At 71.3% G+C, this 18,797-nt stretch carries 3 protein-coding genes; all 3 read right to left on the minus strand.

What is annotated here, in order from left to right; genetic code table 11:
- Nucleotides 1–7 precede the first annotated feature (7 nt).
- From JRI60_RS24630 to JRI60_RS54585, 3 genes are read right to left on the minus strand one after another with little or no spacing between them, the layout of a single operon-like run.
- Complete coding sequence (locus JRI60_RS24630; RefSeq protein ID WP_204228330.1) at nucleotides 8–1,651, minus strand: cyclic peptide export ABC transporter; 1,644 nt, start codon at nucleotides 1,649–1,651, stop codon at nucleotides 8–10.
- Nucleotides 1,648–13,974, minus strand: coding sequence for a non-ribosomal peptide synthetase (locus tag JRI60_RS24635; protein WP_204228331.1), 12,327 nt, complete (start codon nucleotides 13,972–13,974; stop codon nucleotides 1,648–1,650). Before JRI60_RS24635 ends, JRI60_RS24630 begins: the two co-directional genes overlap by 4 nt.
- Nucleotides 13,971–18,524, minus strand: coding sequence for a type I polyketide synthase (locus JRI60_RS54585; RefSeq protein ID WP_204228332.1), 4,554 nt, complete (start codon nucleotides 18,522–18,524; stop codon nucleotides 13,971–13,973). The genes JRI60_RS24635 and JRI60_RS54585 overlap by 4 nt, the downstream gene beginning before the upstream one ends.
- Nucleotides 18,525–18,797 lie beyond the last annotated feature (273 nt).

The raw sequence follows: 18,797 nt of genomic DNA on the forward strand, positions 1-18,797 counted from the left end.
GCGGACTTCAGCGGGAGTTGCCAGCCTGGGACAGTGCCACTCTCTGCGGCTCGTCCGTCAGGAGCTGGCCGGAGTCCAGGCGGATGAGACGATCACACAGGTGGAAATAGCGATCGTCGTGCGTGATGACGAAGACGGTCTTGCCCCGCTTCTTCAGGTCCGGCAGCAGCTGCTCGTAGAAGACGGCCTTGAAGACGGGATCCTGGTCCGCCGCCCACTCGTCGAACACGTAGAAGGGGCGATCCTCCAGCCAGCACACCAGCAGCGCCAGGCGCTTGCGCTGGCCCTGGGACAGCGCCGTGGTGGACAGCTTCCCGTCCACCACCTTCACCTTGTGGCTCAGGTGCAGCCGCTCGAGGTAGCCCTGCACCTCGCTGGCGCGCTCCTGCGTCCCCAGTCCCAGCAGCCGATCGAAGAGGTGGAAGTCGGAGAAGATCACCGAGAAGAGCTGGCGGTAGTGCTCGCGCCGGGCATCCGTGACGGGCTCCCCGTCCCACAGCAGCGTGCCGCCCTCGGGCGCGTACAGTCCGATGATGAGCTTGGCGAGCGTCGTCTTCCCGCTGCCGTTGCCTCCCACCAGGAAGACCAGCTGGCCGGGCTCGAACGACAGGTTGATGGGGCCCAGCGTGAAGCGTCCGTCCTCGTCGTCCTCGCGCCGGTAGACGTGCGTGATGCCCACCAGCTCCAGCCGGCGGAAGGTGGCGTTGGCGGAGGCCGGGAGGACCTCGGGCTCCACGCTCAACGTGAGCGCTTCCAGCTTCCTCAGGGCCACCGCGCTCTGTCCCAACCCGTGGAAGTTGCCGATCACCACGTCCAACGGCTGCTGCATGTAGAGGATGGTGAGCACGTAGCCGGTGAGCGCCTCGAACTTCACCGCGCCGAAGGCCGGCAGGGCGAAGAGCAGCAGGCCGATGAACCCGAGGAAGAGGAACAGGCCCCAGCTCACGTTGGCGGAGTCGACGTTGCTGCTGGTGGTGTCCATCCGCCGCAGCTTGTTCGCCGTGCCGTCCATGTCCTCGTCGAGGAAGGCGTGGCGCCGCAGGTGGTGGATCTTCAGCTCCTTGAGCCCCTCGGTGAGCGTGCGGAAGTGCTTCTGCAGCATGTCGTACGTCTCGCGCGAGCCCTTCATCAGCCGCAGCGAGTACGAGGCCGGCAGCCAGTAGGTGAGCACCCCCACCATGAGGAACGCGAGGAACGACAGGAAGACCCACCAGGAGAGCCACGCCAGGTAGGCCAGGCAGCCCAGCACGACGGCGAGGTTGATGACGATGGTGGGCAGCACCAGCAGGCCGGTGCTCACGGAGAGGATGTCGTTGTTGAGCGCCGCCATCAGCCGGTGGGCTCCCAGCTCCTCGAGCTGCCGCAGCGGCGTGGAGAGGATGCGGCGGCTGAGCCCCACTCGCAGCTCGTACACCACCCGGTGGTGCAGGGTGTTGAGCAACATCTGCGAGCCAATGCGGCTGCTCAGCACCAGCGCGCCGAGCAGGACGAACTGCAGCGCGCTCTCACGGGTGGCCTGGCCCCCACTGGCCAGCACACGGGTGATGAGCGAGATCATTCCAGCGCTGCTCGCACCGGAGGTCGCACCGCACAGGATCGAGAGCAACACCACCCAACGCGAGGTGCGCAGGAGCATCCACAGCAACTTCATGACGCCACCTCTCGCTTCGCACGCACACCCACGGGAGGTGCCGGCAACGACTCCAGCCGCTGCCGGGGATCGGCCGCGACGCACTCCATCAGCACCCGCAGGTAGTCACCCAGGGTTTCCACCGTGGCGGGCTCGAAGAGCTCGGTGCGGTACTCGAAGTTCACGGCCAGGCCCTCGGGTGTTTCGCGGAAGTGTAGCGAGAGATCGCTGATCGTGAGCTCCAGCTCGAGCGGCACCGGCCTCGTGGTGAGGCCCGCCACCGGAGCCTGCTCCTGCTCCGCCTCGGAGTAGGACATGCCCACGGGGTAGGGCGGGCCCTGGTGGGGCGTGCCGTTCAGCAGCTTCATCAGCTCGGCGTGCGGCAGCTCCTGGTGGGCGAAGGCCTCCAGGTAGGCGGCGCGCACGCGCTGTAGCAGCTCGAGGAAGGTGGGATCGCCGGACAGATCGCCACGCACCATGAGCAGGTTGGCCATCATGCCCACCACGGCGTCCAGCTCGGGGCGGGGCCGGTTCGCGTGGGCGAAGCCGACGAGCACGTCCGAGCGGCCCGACACGCGCGCCAGCATCGTCTGCAGGCCCGTCAGCAGCAGGATGAACGGCGTGGCCCCCTCGCGGCGGCCCAGCGCGCGCAGCTCGCTCCACACGGAGCCCGGGATGACGACCTCGTGCCACGCGCACCGCAGCGTGCCCTGGGCCGGGCGGGCCCGGTCATACGGCAGCTCCAGCGCCGGCGAGATGCCCTCCAGCTTCTGGCTCCACCACTGGCGCAGCCGCTCCAGCTCCTCTCCCCGCAGCCGCTCAATCTGCCAGCGGGTGAAGTCGCGGTACTGCAGGGCCGGCTCGGGCAGCGGCGAGGGCTGGCCCCGTGAGAAGGCCTCGTAGAGGGCGCCCAGCTCGCGCGTCACCACCTGCTCGGAGACGAGGTCCGTCACCGCGTGGTGCAGGACGAGCAGCAGGATGTGCTCCTGCTCACCCAGGCGCAGCAGGCCGGTCCTCAGCAGCGGACCGCGCTCCAGATCCAACGGGCGCCAGGCCTCCTGACGGAGGTGACGCAGGGCGGCCTCCTCGCGCTCGGCCGGAGCCAGGTGGCTCAGATCCACCTCCGACAGGGTCAGATCCAGCCGCGGCAACACCTTCTGCACGGGCTCTCCGTCCACGGTGGGGAACGTGGTGCGCAGGCTCTCGTGGCGGCGCACCAGCTCCTGGAGGCTCCGCTCGAGCGCGTCCACGTTCAGCTCGCCCGAGAAGCGCATCGCCCGGACGACGAGGTTGAGCGGACTGTCCGGGCCCATTCGCTCCGGCGACCAGTACGCCCGCTGCGCGTGCGACAGGGGCAGATGATCAGCGGGCGGCGTGGGCACCACCGGCGGGAGCGCGCTCTGATCCGGTCCCGCCGCGGCCAGCCGGGCCGCCAACGCGGCCACGGTGGCGTGCTCGAAGAAGTCCTGCAGGGACAGCTCCACTCCGAAGGTGGTCCGCAGCCGGGAGACCAGCTGGGTGGCCACCAGCGAGTGTCCTCCCAGCTCGAAGAAGTTGTCGCCAGTGCCGACGCGCTCGACTCCGAGCACTTCGGACCAGATGGCGGCGAGCATCTCCTCCACCGGCGTGCGCGGCGCCACGTAGCTGTCCTTCGCGGTGGCGCTCTCGGGGGCGGGCAGGGCCTTCTTGTCCACCTTGCCGCTGGTGGACAGAGGTAGGGCCTCCAGGGGAACGAAGGCCGAGGGCACCATGTACTCGGGCAGCCGCTGCTGGAGGGCCGCACGCAGCTGGGCGGAGGAGGGCGCCGGCTCGGTGTCGGGCACGAAGTAGGCCACCAGCCGCTTGCCGCCGGGGCCGTCCTCGCGCGCCACCACCACGCCCTCCTGGACTCCGGGGCACTCGAGCAGGGCCGACTGCACCTCGCCCAGCTCGATGCGGATGCCGCGCAGCTTCACCTGCTCGTCGGCCCGGCCCAGGAATTCCAGCTCACCGGCGGGCAGCCAGCGCACCCTGTCGCCGGTGCGGTAGAGGCGTGCGCCGGGGGAGTCGGAGAAGGGATTGGGGATGAAGCGCTCGGCGGTGAGGTCGGGCCGACGCAGGTATCCACGGGCCAGGCCGGGGCTGGAGACGAAGAGCTCGCCGGGCACGCCGATGGGGACAGGGCGCAGGCGCTCGTCCAGCACGTACACCCGGTTGTTGTCCCAGGGCTTGCCGATGGTGGGCCGCTCCGGGCGCATATGCGGGTTGATGGTGGCGCAGACGGTGACTTCGGTGGGGCCGTAGGCGTTGAGCATGCGCCGGCCGGAGACCCAGCGCTGGGCCAGCTCGGGAGGGCAGGCCTCACCAGCGGAGATGAGGGTGGTGAGGCCTTCCAGGCCCTGGGGAGAGAGTTGGGCGAGCACCGAGGGGGTGAGGGTGACGGAGGTGACGCGCTGGCGCACCAGGAGTTGCTGCAGGGGCTCGCCGGGCATGAGCTGCTCGCGGGGAGCGAGCACCAGGCAGGAGCCGCCCACCAGGGAGCCGAAGATTTCGGCGATGGAGGCGTCGAAGCTCAGGGCGGCGAACTGCAGGACGCGGCTGGAGGGGGTGAAGCCGTGGTGGCGGGCAGCGGCCAGGGCCGTGTTGCACAGGCCGCGGTGGTGCAGCAGCGTGCCCTTGGGCTGACCGGTGCTGCCGGAGGTGTAGATGATGTAGGCGAGGTTGTCGGGGCCCACGGGGGAGGCGGGAGGCGAGGTGGGCTGGGAAGCAACCTGGTACCAGTCGGAGTCGAGGCAGAGGAGCTGGCCGTAGGCGGGCAGCTCATCGGCGAGGCTCTCCTGGGTGAGGAGGACGGGAGCGCCGCAGTCCTGAAGCAGGAAGCCGAGGCGAGCGGCGGGCAGGGAAGGCTCCAGGGGGACATAGGTGCCGCCAGCCTTGAGGATGGCGAGCAGACCGATGACCAGCTCGAAGGAGCGCTCCAGGCACAAGGCAACGGGAGTCTCCAGGCCGACGCCCAGGGAGAGCAGGTGGTGGGCGAGCTGGTTGGAGCGCTCCTCGAGCTCGCGGAAGGAGAGGGTGGAATCACCCACGCACAGGGCGGGAGCATCCGGGGAGCGGGAGGCGACGGCCTGCACGAGGTGGTGGGCGCAGGAGTCGGAGGGGAAGGGGGTGGTGGTGTCGTTCCACTCCACGAGCACCTGGCGCCGCTCCTCTTCGGACAGCAGCGACAGGTCTCCCAGCCGCTGCTCGGGCTGGGCCATCATGGCCTCCAGCGCCGCCTTCCAATGGCCCAGCAGCCGGCCGATGGTGGCCTCCTCGAACCGCGGAGACTCGTACGACAGCATCAGCACCAGCTCGCGCTGCGGCATGGCGCAGGCCGTGAGCGGGTAGTTGTTCCGGTCGACGATGACGAAGTCCTGCACGTCCAGCTGTCCGGAGCCCTCCTTCACCGAGTCGTCGACGGGGTAGTTCTCGAAGACGAAGATCGTGTCGAAGAAGGACGCGCCGCGAGGCACCTGGCTCCAGGCCTGCACCTGCACGACCGGCGTGTGCTCGAACTGGCGCAGCTCGACCAGTCGCGTCTGGTGACGCTGTAGCCACGGTATCAGCGAGGCCTCGGGCTCGAGGCGCAGGCGCACCGGCAGCGTGTTGATGAACACGCCCGTCATCTGCTCCACGCGCGACAACGAGGGCGGTCGGCCGGAGACCGTGGCTCCGAAGAGCACATCCTCCACGCCCGCATGCCGCCCCAACACCACTGCCCAGGCTCCCTGGATCAGCGTGTTCAGCGTGAGCTGGTGCCGGCGCGCGAAGTCCTGCAACGCCGTCGTCTCGCTCTCGGACAGTTGCAGCGTGCGCTCGTGCATCTGCTGCGGCGCCGAGCTCGGCGTCGACTCGGGCAGCGGCGTGGGCTCCGTGAAGCCCGCGAGCTGCTCGCGCCACCAGGCCTCGGCCTGGGCCAGATCCTGCCGCCCCAGCCAGGCGATGTAGTCGCGCCACGCCGGCACGGGCTCCAGCCGGGGCGTGCGCCCCTGCGAGAGCGCCTCGTAGAGCGCGAACAGGTCCTTCATCACCAGACCCACGCTCCACCCATCCAACAGCAGGTGGTGGTGGCTCCACATGAAGCGGTACGCGTGCGTGTCCAGGCGCACCACCGTGAGCCTCATCAGCGGCGCGCGCGACAGCTCGAAGCCGCGGGCGCGATCCTCGCGCATCAGCTCCTCGAAGCGCGTCCGCTGCTCGGCCTCGGACAGGTGGCGCCAATCGTGCTCGTGCCACGGCAGCTCGGCGCGGGCGCACACGGCCTGCAACGGCTCGGCCACTCCCTCCCACAGGAAGGCCGTGCGCAGCACCGGGTGACGCTCCAACGCCAGCTCCCACGCGCGGCGCAGCGCCTTCATGTCCATCGGCGAGCGGAACGTCCACGCGAGCTGCTCGAAGTACACCCCCGAGTGCGGCGACATCAGCGCGTGGAAGAGCAGGCCCTTCTGCACGTGCGAGAGCGGATAGAGATCCTCCACGTCCGGCACCGTGCGCAGCAGGCGCTCGAGCGTGGCGTCATCGACGCGGGCCAGCGGGAAATCCGACGCGATGGGACGCGACGCCTCTGGTGCGTGACGGTTCGCGATGAGCGCGCGCAGCGCCTCCACGTAGCGCCGCGCCAGCGCCTCCACCGTGGAGCGCTCGTGGAGGTTCTCGCTGTACGTCCACGACAACTCCAGGCGTCCACCGTAGGAGAGGCTGTTGATCTCCAGCAGGTGGGTGCGCAGACCCTGGTCTCCCTGGGCCTTGCCGCTGGACTCGGGCGCGGGGCTGAAGGCCGACTCCTTCGACACCACCGAGTCGAGCTGCCCGAGGTAGTTGAACGACACCTGGGCCTGGGGCAGCGATCGCAGGCGCTGGGAGGCCTCGTCTCCGCGCAGGTAGCGCAGCAGGCCGTAGCCCACGCCCCGCCGAGGCACCTGGCTCAGCGCCCTGCGCGCCGAGCGCACCGCCTCGGCGGACGACGCGGTCGCGGGCACCTCCATCAACACCGGGTAGAGCGAGGTGAACCAACCCACCGTGCGCGAGATGTCCACGTCCTCGAACAGAGCCTCGCGGCCGTGGCCCTCCAGATCCACGAGCAGGCGCGACTGGCCGCTCCACGGCGAGAACGCCTGGGCCAGCGCCGCCAGCAGCACGTCGTCCATGCGGGCCCGGTAGGCGGCGGGCACCTCCTGGAGCAGGAGCCGCGTCTCCTCGGTCTCGAGTGACACGGTGAAGGTGCGCGCGGAGGCGAGCGTGTTGGCGCCCACCGTCTTGTCGGTGGGCAGCGGCACCACGTTCCGGCGCGACTCGTCCAGCCAGAAGGGCAGCTCCCGCGCCATGGCCTCGGAGCGCGCGAGCTCCACCAGCCGCTCGGACCAGGCCTTGAACGACGTGGACCGGGCCGGGAAGCGCACCGGCTGTCCCTCGCACAGCTGGGCGTAGGCGGTGGCCAGATCCTCCAACAGCACGCGCCAGGAGACGCCGTCCACCACCAGGTGGTGCACCGCGATCAGCAGCCGTTCCGGACGCTGGGGCCCCAGATCGAAGAGCGCCGTGCGCAGCAGCGGGGGCGAGCCCAGATCGAAGCTCGCCTGCACCCGGGTGGCCTCGGCCTCGATGCGGGCGGGCAGCTCGGAGTCGGGCGTGGCCGACAGGTCCACCTGCACGAGCGAGATGGTGGGCCCCGGCGGCAGGTTCTCCTGCTTCCACTCGCCGGACTCGGAGCGCACGTAGCGCATGCGGAGCGCGTCATGGTGCTCCACCAGGTGCTGGAGCGCCTGCCGCAGCGGCTCGAGCTCCACCTCTTCCCGGGCCTGCAACAGCACGGCCTGGTTGTAGTGGTGCGTCTGGGGCTGCTCCTGCTCCAAAAGCCAGTGCTGGATGGGCGTGAGCGGCACCGGTCCGGAGACAGGGCCCTGCTCCACCTGGGGCACCTGGCCCGCGGACAGCGTGGCGGCCAGGGCCGCCAGCGTCTGGTGCTGGAAGACATCGTTGGGTTGCAGGTTCAGGCCGACCTGACGGGCTCGCGCCACGATCTGCAAGCTGAGGATGGAGTCACCGCCCAGCTCGAAGAAGTTGTCGTCCGCGCCGACGCGCTCGCGCTTGAGCACCTCGGACCAGATGGCGGCGAGTGCCTCCTCCATTGGGGTGCGCGGCGCCACGTAGGTGTCTTGCGTCGTGGCGCTCTCAGGAGCGGGCAGGGCCTTCTTGTCCACCTTGCCGCTGGTGGACAGAGGCAGGGCCTCCAGGGGGACGAAGGCCGAGGGCACCATGTACTCGGGCAGCCGCTGCTGGAGGGCCGCGCGCAGCTGGGCGGAGGAGGGCGCCGGCTCGGTGTCGGGCACGAAGTAGGCCACCAGGCGCTTGCCGCCGGGGCCGTCCTCACGCGCCACCACCACGCCCTCCTGGACTCCGGGGCACTCGAGCAGGGCCGACTGCACCTCGCCCAGCTCGATGCGGATGCCGCGCAGCTTCACCTGCTCATCGGCTCGGCCCAGGAATTCCAGCTCACCGGCGGGCAGCCAGCGCACCCTGTCGCCGGTGCGGTAGAGGCGCGCGCCCGGGGAGTCGGAGAAGGGGTTGGGGATGAAGCGCTCGGCGGTGAGGTCGGGCCGGCGCAGGTAGCCACGGGCCAGGCCGGGGCTGGAGACGAAGAGCTCGCCGGGCACGCCGATGGGGACAGGGCGCAGGCGCTCGTCCAGCACGTACACCCGGTTGTTGTCCCAGGGCTTGCCGATGGTGGGGCGCTCCGGGCGCATATGCGGGTTGATGGTGGCGCAGACGGTGACTTCGGTGGGGCCGTAGGCGTTGAGCATGCGCCGGCCGGAGACCCAGCGTTGGGCCAGCTCGGGAGGGCAGGCCTCACCAGCGGAGATGAGGGTGGTGAGACCCTCCAGGCCCTGGGGAGAGAGTTGGGCGAGCACCGAAGGGGTGAGGGTGACGGAGGTGACGCGCTGGCGAACGAGCAGTTGCTGCAGGGGCTCGCCGGGCATGAGCTGCTCGCGGGGAGCGAGCACCAGGCAGGAGCCGCCCACCAGGGAGCCGAAGATTTCGGCGATGGAGGCGTCGAAGCTCAGGGCGGCGAACTGCAGGACGCGGCTGGAGGGGGTGAAGCCGTGGTGGCGGGCAGCGGCCAGGGCCGTGTTGCACAGGCCGCGGTGGTGCAGCAGCGTGCCCTTGGGCTGACCGGTGCTGCCGGAGGTGTAGATGATGTAGGCGAGGTTGTCGGGGCCCACGGGGGAGGCGGGAGGCGAGGTGGGCTGGGAAGCAACCTGGTACCAGTCGGAGTCGAGGCAGAGGAGCTGGCCGTAGGCGGGCAGCTCATCGGCGAGGCTCTCCTGGGTGAGGAGGACGGGAGCGCCGCAGTCCTGAAGCAGGAAGCCGAGGCGAGCGGCGGGCAGGGAAGGCTCCAGGGGGACATAGGTGCCGCCAGCCTTGAGGATGGCGAGCAGACCGATGACCAGCTCGAAGGAGCGCTCCAGGCACAAGGCAACGGGAGTCTCCAGGCCGACGCCCAGGGAGAGCAGGTGGTGGGCGAGCTGGTTGGAGCGCTCCTCGAGCTCGCGGAAGGAGAGGGTGGAATCACCCACGCACAGGGCGGGAGCATCCGGGGAGCGGGAGGCGACGGCCTGCACGAGGTGGTGGGCGCATGAGTCGGAGGGGAAGGGGGTGGTGGTGTCGTTCCACTCCACGAGCACCTGGCGCCGCTCCTCCTCGGACAGCAGCGACAGGTCTCCCAGCCGCTGCCCGGGGTTCGCGACCATCGCCTCCAGCACCCGCTGGAAGTGCCGCGACATCCGCGCGACCGTCTCCTCGTCGAAGAGGTCGGTGCTGTACTCCCATTGGCCGTGCAGTCCCTCGGGGGACTCCTCCATCGCCACCGTGAGATCGAACTTGGCCGTCCGTGCCTCGCTCTCGACGGCGCCGAGCTTCAATCCCGGCAGTTCCAGATTCACGTCCGGCGCGTTCTGCAACAGCAGCTTCACCTGGAAGAGCGGGGCGTGTCCGAGGCTGCGCTCGGGGTTGAGCTCACGCACCAGCTCCTCGAAGGGCACGTCCTGGTGCGCGTAGGCGGCCAGGGCCGTCTCCCGGGCCTTCGCCAGCAGCTCGCGGAAGCTCGGGTTGCCCGACAGGTCTCCGCGCATGACGAGCTGGTTCACGAAGAAGCCCAGCAAGCCCTCCGTCTCGGCGCGGTTGCGGTTGGCGATGTCCGTGCCGACCACCACGTCCGTCTGCCCGCTGTAGCGCGAGACCACCGTCTGGAAGGCTGTCAGCAGCGTCATGTACAGCGTGACGCCCTCGCGGCGGCTCATCCGCACCAGGGCCTCGCTCAGCGGCTTGGGCAGGCGCACCCGCAGGTGGGCGCCTCGGAAGGACTGCACCGGCGGGCGCGGTCTGTCCGTCGGCAGCTCCAGCACCGGCAGCGCCGCGAGCTGGCGCTTCCAGTAGCCGAGCTGCGCCTCCAACGCCTCGCCCCTCAGCCACTGCCGCTGCCACACCGCGAAGTCCGCGTACTGCACCGGCAGCTCGGGCAACGCTGGCGTCTGGCCTCGCGCCAGCGCCTCGTAGATCGCCGCCACCTCGCGCACCAGGATGCCCGCGGACCAGCCATCCGTGACGATGTGATGCATCGTCACCAGCAGCACGTGCGACCGCGCGTCCAGCCGCAGCAGCACCGCCCTCAGCAGCGGGCCCCGCTCCAGATCGAACGACCCCTGGGCCTCCTGTCCGGCGCGGCGGCGCACCTCGGCCTCGTGCTCGGCGGACGGCAGGGACGACAGATCCACCACCTCCAGCCTGGCCTGGGGCTCGGCGGAGATGCACTGCACGGGACCCGTGGGACTGTCTCGGAAGGTGGTGCGCAGCACCTCGTGGCGCCGCTGCAGCTCCAGCACGCAGCGCGCCAGCGCGTCCACCTGCAGCTCCCCCTCCAGCCGCACCGCCAGCGGCATGTTGTAGAAGGGATTGCCCGGCGACATCCGATCCAGGAACCACAGCCGCTGCTGGGCGAAGGACAGCGGCAGCGCCTCGTCGCGCGGCGCCGGCTTCAGCGCGGGCACGGCCAGGGCCGTCGCTCCCGTCCGCAGCGACTGGATGCGCTCGGCCAGCTCGGCCACCGTGGGGGCCTCGAAGAGGGTGCGCAGCGGCACCTCCACGCCACACGCCTCGCGCAGCCGGCTCACCACCTGCGTGGCCAGCAGTGAGTGCCCTCCCAGCTCGAAGAAGTTGTCCTCGGCCCCCACGCGCTCCACGCGCAGCAGCTCGCCGAAGAGCCCCGCCACCAGCTCCTCCATCGCGTTGCGCGGAGGCACGTGGCGCTCCGCGCCCGGCGTGGCCTGCGGTGCCGGCAGCGCCCGCCGGTCCACCTTGCCGTTGTTCGTGAGCGGCAGCGCCTCCAGCACCATGAAGGCCGAGGGCACCATGTACTCGGGCAACCGCTGCCGCAGCGCCTTCCGCAGCTCGCCCAGCTCCAGCGTCTGTCCCGGCCTCGCCACGAGGTAGGCCACCAGCCGCTTGTTGCCCGGCACGTCCTCGCGGGCCACCACCACCGCCTCGCGCACCGCGGGCTGCTCCACCAGCGCCGCCTCGATCTCTCCTGGTTCGATCCGGAAGCCGCGCACCTTCACCTGCTGGTCCGCGCGGCCCGAGAACTCGAGCTGTCCGTCCCCCCGCCACCGCACCACGTCACCCGTGCGGTACAGGCGCGCTCCGGGCTCGGTGCTGAACGGGTGCGGGATGAAGCGCTCGGCCGTCAGATCCGCCCGGCCCAGGTAGCCGCGGGCCAGGCCCACTCCGCCCAGGTACAGCTCGCCCTTGTGTCCCACCGGCACGGGCCGCAGGTGCCCGTCCAGCACGTACACCTCCACGTTGGGCAGCGCCCGGCCAATCGGAGGCACCCGCCCGTCGGCCTGGCACTCCACCAGCGTGGCCACCACCGTGGCCTCCGTGGGGCCGTACGTGTTGAGGAAGCGCCGCTCCGGCGCCCAGCGCGCCACCACGTCCTCGGGGCACGCCTCGCCTCCGGAGATGACCGTGCACAGCGCCGGCAGTCCGTCCGCCGGCGTGGCCGCCAGCGCCGCTGGCGTGAGGCTGAGCACCGTGATGGAGGACTCCCGCAGCAACTGGTGCAGCGAAGGCCCCGGCATCATCTCCTCGGCGGGCGCCAAGCACACCGTGCCGCCCGCGCACAGCGTGGTGAAGATCTCCTCCACGGAGATGTCGAAGGCGGGGCTGGCGAACTGCAACACCCGGCTGCCGGGCCCCACCTGGTAGGCCTGGGCCTCCTGCACCACCAGGTTGCACACGCCCCGGTGCGTCACCAGCGTGCCCTTGGGCCGCCCGGTGCTGCCCGAGGTGTAGAGCACATAGGCGAGGCTGTCCGCGCTCGCGCCCGACTCCACCTTCCCGTCCGCCTCCCGCTCCAGCTCGCTCCAGAGCGAGTCCAGGCACAGGGTCTCCGGACGTTGGGCGGGGAGCCGCTCCAGCAGCCGCTCCTGGGTGAGGAGCACCCGCGCGCCGCTGTCCTCCAGCAGCCAGCCCAGGCGCTCGGTGGGCAGCGATGGATCCATCGGCACCCAGGCGCCACCGGCCTCCAGCACGCCGAGCATGCCCACCACCAGCTCCAGCGAGCGCTGCGCGCACAGGCCCACCCGCACCTCGGGGCCCACGCCCAGCGCGCGCAGCCGCCGCGCCAGCCCGCGCGCCCTCCGCATCAGCTCCGCGTAGGTGAGCCGCTGGCCTCCGAACTCGGCCGCCACCGCCTCCGGCGTCCGCTCGGCCCGCGCCTCCACCAGGTGGTGCAGGCACGACTGCTCGGGGAAGGGCGCTCGCGTGCCCTTCCACTCGCCCATGATCTTCTCGCGCTCCGCCTCCGTGAGCAGCCCCAGCTGGGACAGCCGGCGCTCGGGGTGCGCCACCGCCTCCTCCAGCAGCCGCCGCAGGTGGCCCACGAAGCGCGCCACCGTCGACTCGTCGAAGAGCTCGGTGCCGTACTCCAGCTCGCCCACCAGCTCCTCGCCCTCCTGCGACAGCGAAAGCGTCAGGTCGAAGGTCGAGTGGCCGGTGTGCGTCGGCAGGAACTCCAGGCGCAGCTCGGGCAGGTCCGAGGCCGCGTCCCGCCCCGCGTTGTGCAGCACGAACATCACCTGGAAGAGCGGCGTCCGGCGCAGATCCCTCTCCGGCTGCAGCGCCTCCACCACCGCCTCGAAGGGCACGTCCTGGTGCGCATAGGCATCCAGCGAGCCCTGGCGCACGCGGGCCACCAGCTCGCGGAAGGACGGGTCATCCGAGAAGGTGGTGCGCAGCGCCAGCGTGTTGACGAAGAGGCCGATGAGGCCCTCCGTCTCCTTGCGCGTGCGGTTGGCGATGGGCGTGCCCACCACCACGTCATCCTGTCCAGCGTAGCGGCCCAGCAGCGCCTGGAAGGCGGCCAGCAGCACCATGAAGGGCGTGGCCCCCTCGCGCTGCGCGAGCCCCTGCACCGCCTGCGTCAGCCCGCGCTCCAGGCGCACCGGGTACACCGCTCCCGCCAGCGTCGGATCCGCCGGGCGCGGCCTGTCCAGGGGCAGCTCCAGCGGTGCGACTCCCCGCAGTTGCTGACGCCAGAAGCCCAGCTGCCGCTCGAGCTCCTCGCCCCGCATCCACTGCCGCTGCCAGCGCGCGAAGTCCGGGTACTGCCAGGTGAGCGCGGGCAGGCGCGGCTCCGCGCCTCGGGAGAAGGCCAGGTAGAAGGCCGCCATCTCCTTCATCAGCAACGCCATGGACCAGCCGTCGCAGATGATGTGGTGCAGCGTGAGCAGCAGCAGGTGCTCGTGCTCGCTCAGCCGCAGCCGCGTCGCCCGGACCAGCGGACCCCGCTCCAGATCGAAGAGCTGCCGCGCGTGCTCCTTCATCCGATCGAGGGCGGCCTGCTTCGGATCGGGCAGGGCGCGCAGATCCTCCTGCGGGAGCTCGAACCGGGCGGGCGGCTGCACCACCTGCCGCGGCTCACCCTGATGCTCGACGAAGGTGGTGCGCATCGCCGCGTGGCGCGTCACCAGCGCCTCCAGGCCCCGGCGCAGGGCCTCCGCGTCCAGCATGCCCAACAGCCGGAAGGCGAACGGGTTGTTGTAGAGCGAGGTGCCCGGTTGCAGCTTCTCCAGGAACCACAGCCGGTGCTGGGCGAAGGACAGCACTCCCGGCTCCACCTCCACCGGGGCGCTCGTCTGGGGTTGCGCCTGGACCGCGGTGTTGACCGCTTGCGCCGCCTGCTGCTCGGCCAGCCGCCGCAGCAGCAGCTCGCGCTTCTCGGGAGGCAGGTTGGCGATGCGCTTCTCGAGGTCGCTCGTCTTGTTGCTCATTCCAGCTCCGAGAGGAGGGCTTCCAGGGCCGCGGTGTCCGTCGTCGCGGTACGGGCCTGGAGGATGGCCGTCGCCATGCCGGCGAGGGTGGGATGCTCGAACAGCGTGCGCAGGGGGAGATCCACCTGGAAGGACTCGCGCACGCGGGAGAGCACCTGGGTACCCAGTAAGGAGTGCCCTCCCAATTCAAAGAAGTCGTCGTGGATGCCGACCTCGGCCACGCCGAGCAGCTCCTGCCAGATGTCGGCCAGACCGCGCTCGAGGCTGTCGCGCGGGGCCTCGAAGGCGGTGCGCAGCCGCGGACGGCTGTGGCGCGTGGTGGGCGGACGGGCCGCCTGCTGCACCTGCTGCACCCAGAGGGTGCGCCGCGCGGTCAGGTCATGCGTGGAGACGATCCACCGCGTGGCTTCGGGAGCCGCCAGCAGCCGGCGCAGGGCGTCCATTCCCTCGGGCAGGGTGATGGAGGTGCCCGCCTCGTCCTCGTCCCGGGCCTGCCAGCCATCCCAGTCCACCGACACCCACTGGGTCGCCCCCTCGCGGGAGCGGGCCGCGGCGAGGCAGTCCAGGAAGGCATTGCCGGCCGCGTAGGCGGAGAAGCCCAGTCCGCCCAGCACGGTGGAGATGGAGGACTGCAGGAGGACGAAGTCCAGCGCCTGGTCGCGCAGCGCCTCGGCGAGCACGAGCGTGCCCTGCACCTTGGCCCGCACCAGGGGCTCGCAACGCTCGGGCGTGGAGTCCCGCACGGCCACGTGCGTGTCCTCTCCGACCACGCCAGCGGAGTGCACCACGCCATTCAGCGCGCCGAAGCGCTCGCGGGCCCGCGCCAACGCCTGCTCCAGTTGCGCCGGCTGCGAGACGTCCGCGCGCACCAGCAGCACCTGGGCCCCCTGGGCCTCCATGGCCTGCAACCGCCGGATCTTCCGCGACACCCCATCCTGCTCGCCGCGCGCCGCCAGCCACGCCGGCCACTCCTGGCGCTCGGGGAAGGGGGAGCGTCCCACCAGCACCAGCCGGGCGCGCGCCGTCGAGGCCAGATACTCCGCCACCATCAGTCCGATGCGGCCCAGGCCTCCCGTCACCAGGTAGGTGCCGCCCTCGCGCAGCCGCCCCAGGCCCTGACTCGGGGCGGGCAGCGGATGCGGTGCGTAGCCCTCCACCCACCGGTGCTCGCCACGCAGGGCCACCAGGGGCTCATGGGACGGGGCGCGCAGCTCCGCCACCACCTGCTTCGCCAGCCGCGTCAGCCGGGCGCCACCCTGCGCGGGCGGTACCACGTCCACCAACCGGCAGCGCAGCCGCGGGTACTCCTCCTGGGGCAGCACGCGGCACGGTCCCAGCACCAGCGCGTTGCCCGGCCGCAGCGGCTCCTCTCCCGTTACGTCCTGCGTGCCAGAGGTGACGACATGGAGCGTGCTCTCCGCCTGTCCCAGTCGCGGCCCGAGGGCCTGGGCCAGCGCGAGCAGATCCTGGAAGCCCCGCTCCTGCTCCGCCTCCAGCGAGGACGCCGGCTCCAAGCTCCACAGGTGCAGCACGTGCTCGGGCAGTGGCCCCTGCTGGCGCAGCTCCTCCATCAGGGCCTCGTGATCGGCCCGGCGCCCCGGGGCCAGTCCCCACTCGCGCTCACCCAGCCGGGCCAGACCCTCCGCGCGCGGCACCACCCGCACCACCTGCGCGCCCGAGGCCTCCAGCCCCTCCACCACCTGCCGGCCCAGTCCCGTGCCGTCCACGTACACCAGCCAGCGCGTGCCGCTCAGCTCCTTCAGGCCCGAGGCCGGCAGCCGCGCGGGCTTCCACGCCGGGACATGGAACCAGGCGCCCACCTCGGTCTTCTTCCCCGCCGAGCCCGGCGCCTGCTGCACCACCGCCATACCGGCGCCGCGCTCGATCCAGTAGCGCTCGCGCTGGAAGGGGTAGGTGGGCAAGGGCAGACGGCCGCGTTTCTCGGAGGCGTACAGCTTCGCCGCCTCCAGCTTCACGCCCTCCAGCCAGAGCTGGCCCGCCGCCTCCAGCATGGGCGAGCCGGTGCCGGGCCGCTCACGCCGCGCGCCCAGCGAGCCCACCACCGTCACCGCCGCGGCGTTCCCCGCGCACTGACGCACCAGCGTGCTCAGCGCCCGTCCCGGACCCACCTCGACGAAGAGGCGCGAGGGCTCGGAGAGCAGCGTGGCCACGCCCTCGGCGAAGCGCACCGGGCGCCGCAGGTGGTCCGCCCAGTAGCGCGGGTTGGTGGCCTGCTCGGCGGTGATCCACGTGCCCGTGACATTGGAGACGAAGGGGATCTTCGGCGGCGACAGGCGCAGCGTGCGCACCTTGGCCTCGAAGGGAGGCAGCGCCGTCTCCATCATCGCCGAGTGGAAGGCGTGCGAGGTGTGCAGGCGGCGGTGCTGCACGCCCTGCTGCGACAGGCGCGTCTCCAACGCCTGGATGGCGGGGGTCGGCCCGGCCGCCACGCACAGGGCCGGAGCATTGACGGAGGCCAGCTCCAGCTCCGCCCCCAGCAGCGGACGCAGCGCCTGCTCGGAGAGGGCCACCGAGAGCATGGCGCCCTCGGGCTGCCGCTGCATGAGCCGGCCGCGCTCGGCCACCAGCGCCAGCGCGTCATCCACCGAGAACACCCCGGCCAGACACGCGGCCACGTACTCGCCCAGGCTGTGGCCCACCATCGCCTGGGGCTTCACTCCCCAGCTCATCCACAACCGCGCCAGCGCGTACTCCACGACGAAGAGCGCCGGCTGCGCCAGGGCCGTCTGCTTGAGCCGCTCGGCGGCCTGCTCCTCCTGGCCCTGCTTCGGGTAGAGCACCTCGCGCAGATCGAGCCCCAGGTGCGGCACCAGCTTCTTGCAGCACTCCTCCAAGTGGCGGCGGAAGACGGGCTCCGAGGCGTACTCCTCCTGCGCCATGCCCGGCTCCTGGGTGCCCTGGCCCGGGAAGAGGAAGACCACGGGGCGCTCGTTGGCGTCCTGCTCCGTGGTGAGCACCCGGCCCGGCTCGCGCGACTGGAGGAGCCGCTGCGCCTCCGCCGTGTCGCCGCAGACCAGGACCCGGCGGTGCGAGAAGCGCCTGCGCCCCGCCAGCAGCGTGTAGGCCACGTCTCCCAGCTCCGCCTCCGGGTGGCTGGCGAGCCACGCGGCCAGGTTGTCGGTGGCCTGCTCCAGGGCCTCGGGGGTACGCGCCGAGAGCGTCAGCAGGTGCCGGGGCTTCGCGCTGGGTTGGAGCTCCCGCGCCGGGGCCTCCTCGAGCACGACATGGGCGTTGGTGCCGCCCATGCCAAAGGAGCTGACGCCTCCGCGCCGGGGAGTCTCCCCGGCCGGCGCCGGCCAGGGCTTCAGCGCGTCGTTGACGTAGAAGGGCCCGTTGTCGAACTCGATGCGCGGGTTGGGCCTGGTGAAGTGGAGCGTGGGCGGCATCTCGCGGTTGCGCAGCGAGAGCGTCATCTTGATCAGCCCGGCCAGGCCCGCCGCCGTGTCCGTGTGGCCGATGTTCGTCTTCACCGCGCCCAGCGCGCAGGTGCGCCGCTGCCCCGCCCGCGAGCGGAAGGCCTGGTTGAGCGCGGCCACCTCGATGGGATCTCCCAGGGTGGTGCCCGTGCCGTGTGTCTCGATGAACTGGATGCTCTCGGGGCCCACGCCGGCCACGGCCAGGGCCTCGGTGATGACGGCGGCCTGTCCTTCCACGCCGGGGGCGGTGAAGCCCACCTTGGCGCTGCCGTCATTGTTGATGGCGGTGCTCAGCAGCACGGCGTGGATGTAGTCCCCGTCCTCCACGGCCTCCGAGAGGCGCTTGAGCACCACCACCCCCACGCCGCCGCCACCCGCGGTGCCCTGGGCCTTCTCATCGAAGGCGCGGCAGTGCCCGTCCGGCGAGTGGATGCCGCCGGGGACGTGGAGCTCGCCGGTGGTCTGGTCGGGAGAGAAGGAGACGGCGCCGGCCAGGGCCATGTCACTCTCGCGCGACAGCAGGCTCTGACAGGCCAGGTGCACCGCCACCAGTCCGGTGGAGCAGGCCGTCTGCACGGTGACGGCCGGGCCGCGCAGGTCCAGCTTGTGGGCCACGCGGGTGCACAGGAAGTCCTTGTCGTTGGCGAGCGTGAGCGCGTAGGGGCCCACCGACTCCATCACCTGCGCGTTCGGCAACAGGCGCGTGAGCAGGTATCCGCTGGGTCCCGTTCCGCCGAAGAGGGCGATGGGCCCGGGGAAGCTCGCCGGCTCGTACCCGCCGTGCTCCAGCGCCTGCCAGGCACACTCGAGGAAGAGGCGCTGCTGCGGATCCATCGCCTCGGCCTCGCGCGGGCTGTAGCCGAAGAAGGCCGCGTCGAACAGCTCGGTGCCCTCCAGCACGAAACCCGAGCGCACGTAGTCCGGCCTCGAGTACAGCGAGCGATCCACCCCCGCTGCCTCCAGCTGCTCGTCGGTGAAGGTGGTGCGCGACTCCACGCCCTGGCGCAGGTTGCGCCAGAAGGCCTCCACGTCCGGGGCGCCTGGGAAGCGGCCAGCCATGCCGATGATGGCAATGGCCTCTGCCGGGTTCTCCGCGGGGGCCTGCTCACTCATCTTCACTCTCCTCCTGCGCACTGGGGGGACACGGGCGGTGCGGCGTTGCCTGTGTTGTTTTGCCGCCGAGCCTCACCGCGTTTCTGGCTCTGCTCCACGCGGCCAGGCCCCGACTTTGACGCGTGAGACGCTCGGCGAGCGAACCGACGTCAGGGTACTGGAAGCGGACTGGGAGTGCTACCTGGAACCCAGCTCGGCAAGCAGCCTGTCCTGGCGCTGGACGGACGGTGCGTGAGCTGCCGTCCAGCGCCATTCCCAGACAACGGTTTCGAG

The organism is Archangium violaceum (assembly GCF_016887565.1).
Classification (GTDB): Bacteria; Myxococcota; Myxococcia; order Myxococcales; family Myxococcaceae; genus Archangium; species Archangium violaceum_B.

Coding starts and splice junctions, on each gene's coding strand:
- JRI60_RS24630 (WP_204228330.1), bottom strand. CDS start 1,651: ATGAAGTTGCTGTGGATGCTCCTGCGCACCTCGCGTTGGGTGGTGTTG.
- JRI60_RS24635 (WP_204228331.1), bottom strand. CDS start 13,974: ATGAGCAACAAGACGAGCGACCTCGAGAAGCGCATCGCCAACCTGCCT.
- JRI60_RS54585 (WP_204228332.1), bottom strand. CDS start 18,524: ATGAGTGAGCAGGCCCCCGCGGAGAACCCGGCAGAGGCCATTGCCATC.